This window comes from Nocardia sp. NPDC050413 (assembly GCF_040655475.1).
Taxonomy (GTDB): domain Bacteria; phylum Actinomycetota; class Actinomycetes; order Mycobacteriales; family Mycobacteriaceae; genus Nocardia; species Nocardia coubleae.
Genome location: NZ_JBFAJZ010000011.1, coordinates 14,889 through 26,910 on the forward strand (window position 1 = coordinate 14,889; position 12,022 = coordinate 26,910).

The 12,022-nt window shown below is 66.2% G+C and carries 15 protein-coding genes; 4 read left to right on the forward strand and 11 right to left on the reverse strand.

Annotated features, from left to right (window positions below):
- Window positions 1–20: 20 nt before the first annotated feature.
- Together AB0I19_RS23105 and AB0I19_RS23110 are read right to left on the reverse strand one after the other, a co-directional pair.
- A complete protein-coding gene (locus AB0I19_RS23105) occupies window positions 21–632 on the reverse strand; it encodes a Uma2 family endonuclease (RefSeq protein WP_357151052.1) in 612 nt (203 codons plus the stop codon).
- Window positions 633–918: 286 nt separating this feature from the next.
- A complete protein-coding gene (locus tag AB0I19_RS23110) occupies window positions 919–1,668 on the reverse strand; it encodes a peptidase inhibitor family I36 protein (RefSeq protein ID WP_357151054.1) in 750 nt (249 codons plus the stop codon).
- A 183-nt stretch (window positions 1,669–1,851) separates the two neighbouring features.
- On the opposite strand from AB0I19_RS23110, the gene AB0I19_RS23115 reads away from it, so the two are divergent.
- Together AB0I19_RS23115 and AB0I19_RS23120 are read left to right on the forward strand one after the other, a co-directional pair.
- On the forward strand, window positions 1,852–2,118 hold the full coding sequence (locus AB0I19_RS23115) for a hypothetical protein (protein WP_357151056.1): 267 nt from the start codon (window positions 1,852–1,854) through the stop codon (window positions 2,116–2,118).
- On the forward strand, window positions 2,115–2,534 hold the full coding sequence (locus tag AB0I19_RS23120; protein ID WP_357151057.1) for a type II toxin-antitoxin system VapC family toxin: 420 nt from the start codon (window positions 2,115–2,117) through the stop codon (window positions 2,532–2,534). Before AB0I19_RS23115 ends, AB0I19_RS23120 begins: the two co-directional genes overlap by 4 nt.
- Window positions 2,535–2,540: 6 nt before the next feature.
- Here the strand turns inward: AB0I19_RS23120 and AB0I19_RS23125 are convergent, their stop codons facing one another.
- The 3 genes from AB0I19_RS23125 to AB0I19_RS23135 form a co-directional block, all read right to left on the reverse strand.
- Entirely contained in the window at window positions 2,541–2,864 is a 324-nt protein-coding gene (locus AB0I19_RS23125; protein ID WP_067637425.1) for a hypothetical protein, read from the reverse strand.
- Window positions 2,861–3,139, reverse strand: a complete 279-nt coding sequence (locus AB0I19_RS23130) for a hypothetical protein (RefSeq protein ID WP_067491422.1) — start codon at window positions 3,137–3,139, stop codon at window positions 2,861–2,863. Before AB0I19_RS23130 ends, AB0I19_RS23125 begins: the two co-directional genes overlap by 4 nt.
- A 122-nt stretch (window positions 3,140–3,261) precedes the next feature.
- The gene (locus AB0I19_RS23135; RefSeq protein ID WP_357151060.1) at window positions 3,262–3,981 is read right to left on the reverse strand and encodes a DUF4352 domain-containing protein; all 720 of its coding nucleotides are present in this window, start codon (window positions 3,979–3,981) and stop codon (window positions 3,262–3,264) included.
- A gap of 199 nt (window positions 3,982–4,180) precedes the next feature.
- On the opposite strand from AB0I19_RS23135, the gene AB0I19_RS23140 reads away from it, so the two are divergent.
- The gene (locus AB0I19_RS23140) at window positions 4,181–5,485 is read left to right on the forward strand and encodes a hypothetical protein (protein ID WP_357151062.1); all 1,305 of its coding nucleotides are present in this window, start codon (window positions 4,181–4,183) and stop codon (window positions 5,483–5,485) included.
- On the opposite strand, the gene AB0I19_RS23145 is transcribed toward AB0I19_RS23140, so the two are convergent.
- The 6 genes from AB0I19_RS23145 to AB0I19_RS23170 form a co-directional block, all read right to left on the reverse strand.
- Window positions 5,453–5,866 (reverse strand): type II toxin-antitoxin system VapC family toxin, encoded by a 414-nt coding sequence (locus tag AB0I19_RS23145; protein WP_357151064.1) that lies wholly within the window; start codon window positions 5,864–5,866, stop codon window positions 5,453–5,455. The two genes, AB0I19_RS23140 and AB0I19_RS23145, sit on opposite strands and share 33 nt — an antisense overlap.
- A 177-nt stretch (window positions 5,867–6,043) precedes the next feature.
- Complete coding sequence (locus AB0I19_RS23150) at window positions 6,044–7,570, reverse strand: class I adenylate-forming enzyme family protein (RefSeq protein ID WP_357151066.1); 1,527 nt, start codon at window positions 7,568–7,570, stop codon at window positions 6,044–6,046.
- Entirely contained in the window at window positions 7,567–8,322 is a 756-nt protein-coding gene (locus AB0I19_RS23155) for a glycosyltransferase family A protein (RefSeq protein WP_357151068.1), read from the reverse strand. The genes AB0I19_RS23150 and AB0I19_RS23155 overlap by 4 nt, the downstream gene beginning before the upstream one ends.
- A 13-nt stretch (window positions 8,323–8,335) precedes the next feature.
- Window positions 8,336–8,698 (reverse strand): hypothetical protein, encoded by a 363-nt coding sequence (locus AB0I19_RS23160; RefSeq protein ID WP_357151070.1) that lies wholly within the window; start codon window positions 8,696–8,698, stop codon window positions 8,336–8,338.
- A complete protein-coding gene (locus AB0I19_RS23165) occupies window positions 8,695–9,561 on the reverse strand; it encodes a hypothetical protein (protein ID WP_357151072.1) in 867 nt (288 codons plus the stop codon). The genes AB0I19_RS23160 and AB0I19_RS23165 overlap by 4 nt, the downstream gene beginning before the upstream one ends.
- Before the next feature lie 6 nt (window positions 9,562–9,567).
- Complete coding sequence (locus AB0I19_RS23170) at window positions 9,568–10,596, reverse strand: 3-oxoacyl-[acyl-carrier-protein] synthase III C-terminal domain-containing protein (RefSeq protein WP_357151074.1); 1,029 nt, start codon at window positions 10,594–10,596, stop codon at window positions 9,568–9,570.
- Between the two features lie 214 nt (window positions 10,597–10,810).
- On the opposite strand from AB0I19_RS23170, the gene AB0I19_RS23175 reads away from it, so the two are divergent.
- Window positions 10,811–11,914 (forward strand): cytochrome P450, encoded by a 1,104-nt coding sequence (locus AB0I19_RS23175; protein WP_357151076.1) that lies wholly within the window; start codon window positions 10,811–10,813, stop codon window positions 11,912–11,914.
- Window positions 11,915–12,022 lie beyond the last annotated feature (108 nt).

Below are 12,022 nucleotides of genomic sequence, written 5' to 3' on the forward strand. Positions count from 1 at the left end.
TGGGGGCCTTCGTTGTATTCCTACGGACGATCCAACGCGTCGAAGGTGATTGCCAACGTCACCGGATTGTCGAGAACCAACGCGATGCGGTGAACCCGATGCGGCATGTACCGCATCCCCGACCAATCGAGCCGATACTCCTCGATCCGATCGATGGATTCCCAGCTCTTGTCGAAATGCACGATCAGATAGACCGGAATTCCCGCCCGGGCATACATTTGTCGCTTGATCCCGGTGTCGCTGTCCACCGTCGCGCGCGAGGCGACCTCGACAACTAAGGCGATATGGCTACGCACCGAATTGACGTCGTACGGTTCACAATCGCGCACAAAAATATCGGGGTACCGCACATTGAGGCGGCGATCCGCTGCTCCGTCCTCAGCATCTGCGAAACGTACAGCGACATCGGAGGCAACCCGAAGGCAAGGGCCAGCCGGGTCACGCGCATCTTCGAGAGCAGCGGCCAACCTGCGCACCACCCTGCTGTGCGCCTCGCTCTGCGCTATCGCCCGAACAACGAGTCCGTCGACGATCTCGAAATCGCCGAATGTGCTGCTCAGGGCGTCTGGCTCGAACCCGAGGAACTCTTCGGCGGTGATCCGCTGCGGTTCCTCCGGATGCACTGCGGTCATTGGTCAACTCCTCCTTGTCGCAGGCGCGTACGAGACTACCGCTGCCGGCTCGGCAGTTGCATGATGGGCGCAAACGAACCGACGGGCGGCGCCCATATTCCGCAGTGGTGAAGCCGACCGCCAGCTGTCCGTCCTCGTCGACACCACAGCCCAATCACACGGTGCAGGCGCGACTCCGCCATTTCACCGATCCTGAGGTCCGCGAGTTCGCGCAGCAGCACGTGCTCGAACACATCGGCTCCGAAACCGTTGTTCTCGCTGCGAGGTGAGAAAGGCAATGACTCTGTCAGGAGGGTGGGGCGGCGGTTGTCACCGTCGATTTGGTGGTTGTCGGCTTGCGGGTCGTGCTCGACGGGATAGGTGCGGTTGTCGTGGTGGTCTTCTTCGAGGTGGTGGTCGGCACCGGTCCCACCGTCAGCGACCGGGCCCGGCCCTGCCATTCCTCGGGCAGATTGCCCTTGGTCGACACCGCGATGGTGTAGCTGTCGCCCTCATGTCCTGCGGTGTCGAAGAGGGTGACCGTCTTGCCGGTGCGGTTGAATACCGAGACGGCGGCGGCATCGATATGCTGGCCGCTCAGGTCGGGGGAGCCGATCTTGAACAGCGACATCTTGCCCGCGCCGTCGTGTCCGGTGAACACGCACACGTATGAAGTGGGGCAGCGCTCGAAGCCGGTGCAGCCGCCGGTCTTGTTGCACCAGTCCTCGGTGACGCTGGTGAATGTCTTGGCGCTGACTGTCGTTGTCTCGCTACCGTTTCCGCTTTCGAGCTCGACGGTGTGTTCTTCGTCGGGCGCCGCGCCGAGCCGGTCGATCACGTACTCACAGGCCGCGCTCAGCGCGATCCCGGTGGCCGCCGTCACCAGCGCCGCCGTCACCGTCACCCCCGCGCGCAGTTTCAGCGCGATGACCTCGACGACCGGCACAACCATCTCGCACACGACATCCTGTGTCGTCTCGGTCGCCTTCTCGTGGTCACACGCCACCGCACCGAACCCGACAAGCACCGCGAGTATCACCGTGAACACTGTCCGCACGGCGTCAGAATGCGCCCGGAATCTGCTCTCCCGCAGCCGGTTCCGTCCGCAACGAAACCCGCGCTCGGGCGTGGTTTCGATTGCTCAGCACAACGAACTTCTCGGCTGGGACGGCGGCATGCGCGTCAGCGTCCATCACGAGCGCATCGCCACCACCACCACCATGCATGTACAATTGCATGCATGGTTGCCTTGCAGATTCGAGACGTTCCCGAGCCCCTGCGGGACCAGTTGGTCGCGTTGGCTCGCCAGCGTGGGCAGTCTTTGCAGGCATTCCTCTTCGACCTGGTGCGCGATGAAGCCCGGCGTCAGGACAACATCGCGGTGCTCAAGCAGTTCAGTCCGGCCACCTGGGATGTCGCGTTCACTCCTCAGGACGTAATAGTGGCCTTGGACGAAGAACGCTCCGCGCGGGACTCGGCGTTGGACGGTCCGGGGGCTCGCGAGTGATCGTGGTCGACGCTTCGGTCTTCGTTCATGCGCTTCTGAATCCCGACCCACTCGGTACGGTCTGCCGCGATGCCTTGGAAGCCGACAATCGCTGGATCGCCCCGCAGCATTGGACTGTCGAGGTCCTGTCCGTCATCCGCCGCTTCGTCCGCGCGGGCACCATCACCACCGAGCAGGCCGCTCGCGCTGTCACCGCGTTGGAAAAACTCGACCCCGAAGTTCCGGTCACGCGCGTACTCGTCCCGAGAATCTGGGCACTGCACGACAATCTGACCGCCTACGACGCCGCCTATGTCGCCGCGGCCGAGGCTTATGGTTGCGATCTGCTCACCACCGATTCGAGGCTGGCGAACGCGTCGGGCATCACCTGCGCGGTGCGTGTTCTGCCGGCCGCGAATACTGCGCCGATCCAGTAGGGCCGCTCAGCTGGCTCGGTGGATGGGGTGGACTCGGGAGAGGGCGCGTTTGGCTTCGGCCAGGGAGATCATGTGGTCTTCGTCGTCGATTTCGGCGACGGCGGCCTCGGCCCATTCGCGCAGTAGCGTCGATACTCCGACGCGCCGTTCGTCGGCCAGATCCTTGAGGCGAGAGTGCAGGCCGAGTGGTAACCGGATCGAGGTGGTCACCATGATGTCCTCGTTGGCCGGCAGTCGGGGTGGCGCGTCGGCAGGCTCGTCGGAGAAACTCAGCCGGTCCATGAAATCGGCGAGTTCCTCTCGGCTGGACGGAAAGTCCTGATCGCTCATGATGGATTCCCACTTTCCCACTGCTCGAATTGCGCCAGCTCCTCGGCACGCATCGTCCGTGCGCCGATGATCACCCACGTCCAGTCGTCGCGCTGCCGTGTGACCACGATCAACGGACGCCCGGCCGTGGTGCGCCCCCACACCGTCAAGACGGTCACCTGGCCGTCGAAGGCCGGGCGCGGCCACCGTCGTGACGCTGCGAGGACCTGCCGAACCTCGCTGGGTTCGATGCCGATCAGGTGAGCGATCGCCCAATCAGGCCACTCGAAACCCATAAGTCCATAATACGCACGTAGTAACGGACTGTGAAAGAGCTGTGTATCGAACCGGTACGTGCTGGGCCCCGCACGCTTCATGCGTGCGGGGCCCATGCGGGTGGCGGTGCGTGCGGTCCGGCCTATTTCAAGGCCACGCGCGCACCGTTCGAGAACATGGAGTCGTGCAATACGAGGGCCGCGGGATCGGTCCCGGAGGGAACGTCGAAGGCGATGATGACCGACTTCTTGTTACCCGGGTTGATTTCCGAGGTCAGATCGGGATTGATGGCCAACTCGGCACTGGTGTCGTTGGAGTATTCCTTGCCGGCGCTGTCGATGAGCTTCTGATTCTCCCCGAAGTAGGACTGCGCTTCGTCGCCGATGTTGGTGACGTCGACGTGCACGAGAATGTACTCACCCTGCGCGGTCTGTCTGGTGTACTCGTTGTCGCCGACGGTGGCGACCGGCGGGTCGACCTGGGTGACGACGAAAGCGAACTTGCCGTCCCTGACCTCCGAGCCCACCGGAGCGGCCGACGACGCCCGGTCGGAGCTGTTGGTGGTTTCGTCGCCGGCGTTGTCGAGAAGCGCGAAACAACCCCCGCACACGACCAGAACGAGAGCAAGCACACCGAGCAGCACCCACAACCACACTTTGCTCTTCTTCTTTGGCGGTTGCGGCGGATACGGTTGCGCGCCGTACGGCGGTTGCCCGCCGAATCCCGGCTGCCCACCGTAACCAGGCTGTCCGCCATATCCCGGTTGCCCGCCGTATCCCGGTCCGCCGCCGTACTGGGGCTGCCCGTGCGGTGGTTGCTCGCCGTGCGGTTGATCATGCGATGGATCTTGTGGATTCGACATGTCCAAACACCTCGGTTCGGTGATAGTCGCACTGGAATTTCTACTGCTTGATCAGGAAATTCTGTCAGCGGATCCTCTGGTCGAGGGTTTCGATTCAGCTCCGAATGGAAGTTCTAGGGATAACGCAGACCTGCGCCCGGTCTTCGGCGCCGTCGGTCAACACGGCCCTGAGCAGCGGGTGGCGTCGTACGCTCGGGCGATGCGGGTGGCGGTAGAGCGTGCGTTGTCGGCGTCGGAGCGGTGGTTCTGGTTGGTGGATCAGTTGTCGCCCGCGAATTGTGTGGTGCGGATTCGGGTGCGGGGGCCGATCGGGGCTTATCGGCTGGAGTTCGCTGCCGAAGCGCTTGTCGCGGAGTTTCCGTTGTTGCGGGCGGTGGTGGGGGAGGGGCCGTGTTTCGCCGCGTCGGCGGACCCGCATCTGCCGGTGTTGCATCGCATCGTCGCCGAGCTCGATGACTGGCACACGGTGTTCGACACTCAGCTCGCGACGCCTGTCGACTCGGCGACCGCGCCGGGCCGGATTATCGATCTCGCGTTTCGGCCGGGCGCCGACGACGAGCAGCACGATCTGATCGTGGTGTTCTCGCATGTCTATCTCGACGGGCGTTCGATGGTCGCGCTCGTCTGGCGACTGCTCGCCTACGCCTTCGGTGCCCAACCGGTGGTCACCGCCCGCCCGGCGATTCCGGCGCCGGATGATCTCATCCCTCCCGCGCAGACCCGGATGTCGCGCTGCCTGTGGACGAATGTGTCCGCCCAGCTCACCGCCTTCGCCCGGCGCGCGGTGAGCCTGCCCGGCTGTCCGCCACCGCTGCCGCTACGCCGCACCCGCACGGTCGTTCGCACGATCGCGGGGGAGAAGCTCACTGCGCTGCGCGCCCGCTGTCAAAGCGAAAGTGTCACCGTCAACGCGCTGTTGGCAGCAGCGCTGGCCGAGACGATCGGCGGCTATGCCCCGAAAGAGACCGGCACGGTGGGCATCGGCATCCCCGTCGACATCCGCACCCGCCTGAATCCATCTCCCGCCGAGGACGAACCAGGCATGTTCACCGCAGTAGTCCCCACCTTCGTCCCCTTCGGAACCGATCCGTCCGACGCCGCGCGATCCGCAAAAGCACAGCTGGACAGGGGAATCGCCCGCCACATCGACCTGCGCTCCCTGGCGGCCATCCGCTACGGCTGCCCCCGCACCCTCGAATCCGGCAGGCGCACCATCGAACTCATCGACCGCCGCGCCCCCTGGAACGTCACCCTCAGCAACCTCGGCCGCATCACTCCACCGGCAACCCCCGAGCCCCTGCACATCACCGACGTCACGGTAGCGGGAACCAACTCCTGTGCCAGCGCCCTCACCGTAGGTGTCGCCACCTTCGACAACACCATGTCGATCACCTTCTGCTACGTCGACACCATGCTCCCCAGGGCAACCATTGAAGCCCTGGCCGACACCATGACCGCCATAGTCGGTTGCTCAGACCGGAATAACGTTGAGCAGAGGACCTAGATCCTTGAAATCGTCCGGGTTCCGTGTGTATAGCGGCAGTGCATGCTGGACAGCGGTCGCAGCGATCTGCAGGTCTGCGACGCGACTGCGGGGTTTGCGGCCGAGCTGTTCGACCAGTAAAGCCAATGATCCGTAAACATGCGCTGTCTCGGCGTCGAATACCAAGGGATCGAAGGTTCGTACTACCCAGTGGAACTGGAGTTGTCGCTGTGCTCGATGCACCGGGTCCTTCGCCGCGTGGACTCCGGCCGCGAGTTCGGCGAGGCTGACTGCGCTAATCGCGGCTTCGGCCTGACTGGGAAGCTCGGTGTGGATCTCGGCGTAATCGATGAGGACCGAAGTGTCCAGCAGGATATTGAGAGGTTCGGCAGCCTCACTCACGGCCGGGGACTTCCGGATCGATCATCGCATCGAGGTCGGCACGCCACTGTTCGTATCCGACAGCAGGCAAGGTCGCGCTGGTGCGCGCGAGCTCGGAGACCGGCACGAATGTCCGGCGAACCAATGGCTCGAGTTGTACTTTGCTGCTACGGCGTGTACAGAATGCTACGGATGCGGTTATGGCAGGAGAGCTCGCACCATTTCGCGCAGCGTGGTCCGATCGGGCTTGCTTGTCCGGCCTGTGACAGGGATGCGGTCGACGACCACGATGTCGTCCGGCAGGGCGGAGGTGTCGATGAGCTGCGGTAAGACCGTGCGGAGGCGGTCGACCACATCGCCCGCGCCGGGCTCGGCGACGATCGCGAGGACGATGCGTTCGTCGCCGATCTCGTCGGGCAGCCCGACCAGCACGGCCTCGCGCACCCCGTCGACGCCGGCGATCGCCGGTTCGTAGAGTCCGGGGTAGATGTTGGTCTTGCCCCGGATCATCATGTCCTTCTTGCGTCCGGTGAGGACCAGCCTGGTGCCGTCGAAACGGGCGAGGTCGCCGGTCGCGATCTCGGTCAGCGGTGCGGAACCAAGGTAGCCGCGGCACAGGTTCGGTCCGCTCAGGACGAGTTCGCCGTCGTCGGCGATGCGTGCCCGGACGCCGCGAACAGGCGTGCCGAGCAGGTCACCGTCGTGGACGAGCTTGTCCGCGCCGGTGGCAACGGCGACGGGCAGGATCTCGGTCATGCCGTATACCGCGAGAAACTCGGTGTCGGGCAACGACTTCTGTGCCCGGCGCAGCAGCGCGGCCGTCACCGGCGCACCACCGAGCGCGACCTGACGCAGGTTCTGCGGTGCGGCGATCGTGCCCGCCTCCAGCGCGTCGAGGGCCACGGCGAGGTCGGCGGGGGTGTAGAAGGCGTGGGTGGCGCTGCGCAGGTCGCGGGTGAACCGCACCGGATCGATGTGGGTGCCGAAGCGGGGATACTTCGGCATGGCCCAGCGCGCACCCGACATCAGCGCGGGCAGACCCATCATGAGCTGTTCGGTGTGCAGGAACGCGCCGGGCGCGAGGCTGGTCTGCCCACCCATCGCCGCCAGCCCTGCGCTCAGCGAAGCACGGGTATGCACAACGGCTTTCGGCTCGTCGGTGGTGCCCGAGGTGAAGACGATCAAAGCCTCCGCTTCCGGATCACCCTGAGGCAGAGACGAATCCGGCGCATCACCGAATACGCGGCGCAGCGGGAGGGATCGCATGGGCGTGCCGGGCAACCACACCCCGCTGTGCAGGTGCCGAACTTCGAGCTCACTGAACCGGGGCAACGTCAACCCACGCTTGCGCCCGAATCCGGCCAGCGGCCCACTCACCGCATAGAGCAGCGATTCTGTTGCCGCCCAGCGTGGTTCGACGAGAGCGATGCGCTTGGCGAACAACTCCGGCCCCACGCCGGGATCCACGAATACAATCGTCCCGCCCGCGGCGATGGTGCCGAAGATCAAGCCGACCGAACTCACCGACGGCCGGATCGAGAACAGCATCCGATCACCCGGCCGCAACCCGGCGACCCGCAGATTGTGTGCCACCCGGCCGATCGTGTCGACCAGCTCGCGATAGGTGAGCGCCCGCTTGCCGACGGTTCCGAGCGCGGAGGCGTCCGGAATGCGGGTGGCGTGGGTGGCGAGACGGTCGAGGAAATCGGGAAACAACGAGCTCACCGGATGTCGACCACCTCGGGCCGGTACCGGTGATCGGCGTACCAGGCCAGCGTTTTGCGAATACCCCACGCGCGCACCCGCCGGTTCGACCCGTACACCCGCACGTCACGGCGCAGCCCGTAATCGGTGGTGATGGTGCGCACCGCGTTCACGAGGGCACGGTCCTCGTGCAGGTCCTCGATGGCGGTCCGGGGGAATCCGCCTGCGGCCGAATAGAGTTCGGCGGTGATGGCCATATTGCACCCCGGTGTCATCACATACGGCCCGAGATATCTCGGGTCACGATTGCCCGAGCGCACCTTCCCGAACAGCGAAGCCACCTCGAGCGCGATGCGGATGATCGTGCGGTCCCGCCACGAAACCCCCTCGTCGGTCCGGGGAATCAGCTGCCCGCTCACCAGGCGCAGACCGGAGTCGAACCCGGCGCGGATCCGCTGCGTCCAGTCCGGTGCGGGCAGGCAGTCGGCGTCGGTGCGGGCCAGCAGTTGCGCGCCCTGTGCGATGGCGTACCGCATGCCGGTGTCGGCCGCCGCGCCGGTGCCCTTCTGTGCCTCGCCGATCACCTCGATCACCGGAACGGGGTTCGCCGCGGCGAATTTACGCACCACCTCGACGGTGCGATCGGTCGAATTGTTGTCGACGACGACCACCGTGAAATCGGTGTCGCGTTGGGCGGCAAGAGCTTCCAGCGTCGCCTCGATCCCGCGTTCCTCGTCGAACGCGGGGATCACCACCCACAGCGGCTTTCTCACGGGCGCCGGTCGGTCATGGCTCGCCCAGGGTCTTCCACCAGGTGGCGCCGAGCAGCATCGTCATCAGCGCGGCCCGGCCTGCCGGGATACCGCGTTCGGCGGCCACCCGCCGCGCGGCCGGGATCTGCGCGGCATGCACGCCGACACTGAGCACCACATCGATCCAGAACGCGACCCGCAGCAGCTTGGTGCGGAACGGGCGGACCACACCGAGGATCAGGAACAACCACCCGAAAACCGGGATCGCCCGCAGTGCGAGCACCGCCTCGCGGCTCGGGGCACGCGGGGGTTCGGCCCGGTGACGGCCCGGTTGGGGCACACTCACCTGCCAGAAATCACCCTCCGTAGAGACCGCATGCAACGGACGACTGCTCACCGCACTCCCTGTCCTCGGTAGGTCACCGCCGCCGCCGTCGGCCCGCCGTCGGCGGCGACGAACAGCAGCGCACGATTGTCGTGTCCCGCCGCTCGCGCGGCGACATAGGCGCCGGTGAGGGCGGAGGTATGGGCGTCACCGGCGAAGTCGTCGGTCACCACCGCCGCGACGCCGAGTTCGCGCGCCAGTTCGGTGGCGAAGTCCGGCGTCGGCTTGCCGCACACCAGTACTGTATCGGCCGCGTCGAGACCGTCGGTGGTCAGTGCGTCGCGCGCCGCGATCACCGCGTGCTCGACGAGTTCGGTTGTGCCGGTGGCGAGTTCGACGGTCAGCGCGGAGCGCCCCGCGGCGCCCATCTCGGCGAGCGCCACGTACCCCTGCGCATCGGGCAGGGTGTCGCCCGCGCTCACGTGGACGTCACCGAAACCGGCCGCGTCGGCCCGGTTCTCGAGGACGAACGCCGCGCCGACGGGCTGGAACGGGAAGTGCGCGTCCGCGCTCATCGACGGATGCGCGTCACCGGAGACGATCACCACGTGCCCGTTGGGCAGGTCGGCCAGCAGCGAGGCGGCCACCCCGATGGCGTTCACCGGCCCGCAGGCGCCGTTCATGAGGTCGAACGACAGGCACGGCACATCACCGGGCCGGTACTCGAGGCCCACACCGGCGGCCTGCTGGATGAGCGCCGCCACCGCCGGTTCCACCAGGTTGGCGTCGCGGTACACCCCGACATTGATGAGCGCGTCGACCTGCTCGTGCGGACAGCCCGCCGCGTCGAGCGCGGCGCGGGCGGCCTCGGCCGCCTGACCCACCGAGCTGACGCCGCCGGTGCGTGTGATCGCCGCCGAAATGATAATTCCCATACTGTCCTATACCCGAAGATCGCCCAGTGTCACCGACAAAAATCCCGCGACCACCCCGGAGGCGGCGGGCACGAGCAATACCTTCGACCCCGGTGCGATCCGGCCGTCCCGCAGGGCGTCGTGCAGAACGACGAAATGCGAAGTCGACGCGGTGTTTCCGTACTTGTCGAGCACGGCGAGCTTGGGTGGCATCACCGAGTCGAACTCGCGCTCGGCGATCTTGTCGATCAAGTCGACTGCCGGGCCGCTGAATTGGTGGTGGATCAGGTAGTCGTAGCCTTCGGCGGCGAAACTCGAGTCGCGCTCGGTGAGGAACCGCTGCTGGCGCGAGGTCCACAGCAGGTACCGCGATTCGTTGTGCATCGCCCGGTTGTCGGTGTAGAGCGCCACGCCCGCGCTGCGGTCGCTCGGCATACCGAGGCACAACTTGGCGTAGGCGGCGCTGGTATTGAGTTCCACGTAGTCCAGGCCGGGCCCGTCGGTGGCCTCGAGCAGCACGGCCGCGCCCGCGTCGCCGACGGTGAGCGAAGCGAATTGCGGGTCGTACTTCTCGGAGATCTCGCGGACCGCGGTGTCGGAGATCGGCGTGATGCACTCACCGGAGACCACGAGGCCGCGTTTCACCGCGCCGGACCGGATCATCCTGTCCAGCACCAGAACTCCGGTCAGCATGCCCGCGCAGGCATTGGAGACGTCGAAATGTATCGCGCGGGTGGCGCGGAGGGTGTTGCGCAGCATCAGCGCGAACGACGGTTCCAGGCAGAAATCGGTGCCTCGGGTGCGGGTGATCGAACAGGAGATCACCACGTCGAGGTCGGCGGCTTCGTAGCGCGAGTTGTCCAGTGCGGTGCGGGCCGCGGCGAGGGCGATGGTGAACGAGTCCTCGTCGTCACCGCGCACCCGGCGGGCCCTGACCCCGCTGACCTTCTCCAGATCCAGCGGCGCCTCGACGGCCAGCCTGCTCATCAGTTCCGTCGTGGTCAGCTCGCGGGACGGCAGGTACGCGCCGATCGCTTCGATTGTCGATCTCACCATGTGTGTCACTTCCAGCTATCGCGCGAAGGCCGACTCCGCCACCGCGCGTGCCGCCGATCCTAGTCACAGACCTTCACTAATCGGGCCTGGTCAGCTAGATTCTGCCGGGGTGTGGAGTACTGCTCGTCGCCGTGAACTCACCCTACTCGCCGCAGGTCAGCCCTGGTTACCGGGCTTATTGCTGCTGGGACGGGTCGCGCGGCCGGTGCGCAAAGTGCCCGCACTCGGTTGGTTCGTCGCCGATCCCGTGATCGCCCGGCAGATCTACAACGACAGCACGCACTTCAGCATCGTCTCCGAGGGGGCGGCCGGGCACTGGTGGTCGCAGGTGATCGGTGACTGGGTGCAGGACCTGTTCGAAGGCCCGGGGCACACCGAATTGCGCACCAAGGTGCGTGACCTCTTCACCCTCACCCACACCGACGCGCTGGTCCGGCGCGTCATCGGCCCCGACCTGCGCGACCTGCGGGAGCGGCTGGCAGCGGGCGAGACCGTCGACATGGCGGCCAGAGCGCAGATCCTCGTCGGCCGCAGCGTCTCCGACCTGGTCGGCATGCGACCCGAGGACATCGCCGCGGCGATCGGCGGCGATCCCGAAGCCGACCAGGACGCGCTGTTCCTTCGCCTGTTCCATCATGTTGAGGAGCTGGTCAACCTGGGTTTCGGCACCATGACCTCCACCACCCTCGACCCGGTCGCGGTGGCGCGGGCCAGGGAATTGGCCACTCGGCTCGCCGTGAATGTTCCCGCCGCCTACGAGCGCGCCGACCCCGACACCACCCTCGGCCGCTGCCGCGAACTCGGTCTCGCCGTCGAACACGCGGCCGGGCTGGCGATCCTCATGGCGGTCGCGGGCACCGACACCCTGGCCAGTGCCATGACCAGGATGGTCGCGATCATGCACGACAGCGACCAGCATCGAGCCCTGCTCGCCGCACCCCACCGTCTCCCTGACGCGGTCCGCGAGACCCTGCGCGTCACGAGCCCCGCCTACCTCGTCGGACGGTCTGTCACCGCCGACGTCCGCGTCGCCGACCGCGATCTGAAAGCAGGCGATCACGTCAAGATCCTCACCTGGACCATCAACAACGCCGCGGGCGATTTCGACATCCATCGCGACTACAACCCCGAAACCCGCCAGCTCTGGTTCGGCGGCGGCCGCCACCTGTGCCTTGGCGCGCAGCTGGTCCACTCCGAACTCACCGCCCTGCTCGAATCCCTCACTGCCGCAGGTCGTCCCTGGGAGATCGTCGAACGCCGATACCGCCGGAAAGTCTTCATCCCCACATACGAATCCCTGCGCATCCGCCTGGCTTGATGGCCGAGCCCCGCGCGATGCCAACTGCCACACCGTCCGGCAGGCCCTCGATGCAACCGGGAGTGCGCCGATACAAGCGGCAACGTCTTCGGCATTCGGGCCGTCAAA

Coding starts and splice junctions, on each gene's coding strand:
- AB0I19_RS23105 (WP_357151052.1), bottom strand. CDS start 632: ATGACCGCAGTGCATCCGGAGGAACCGCAGCGGATCACCGCCGAAGAG.
- AB0I19_RS23115 (WP_357151056.1), top strand. CDS start 1,852: ATGGTTGCCTTGCAGATTCGAGACGTTCCCGAGCCCCTGCGGGACCAG.
- AB0I19_RS23125 (WP_067637425.1), bottom strand. CDS start 2,864: ATGAGCGATCAGGACTTTCCGTCCAGCCGAGAGGAACTCGCCGATTTC.
- AB0I19_RS23130 (WP_067491422.1), bottom strand. CDS start 3,139: ATGGGTTTCGAGTGGCCTGATTGGGCGATCGCTCACCTGATCGGCATC.
- AB0I19_RS23135 (WP_357151060.1), bottom strand. CDS start 3,981: ATGTCGAATCCACAAGATCCATCGCATGATCAACCGCACGGCGAGCAA.
- AB0I19_RS23140 (WP_357151062.1), top strand. CDS start 4,181: ATGCGGGTGGCGGTAGAGCGTGCGTTGTCGGCGTCGGAGCGGTGGTTC.
- AB0I19_RS23165 (WP_357151072.1), bottom strand. CDS start 9,561: ATGGGAATTATCATTTCGGCGGCGATCACACGCACCGGCGGCGTCAGC.
- AB0I19_RS23170 (WP_357151074.1), bottom strand. CDS start 10,596: ATGGTGAGATCGACAATCGAAGCGATCGGCGCGTACCTGCCGTCCCGC.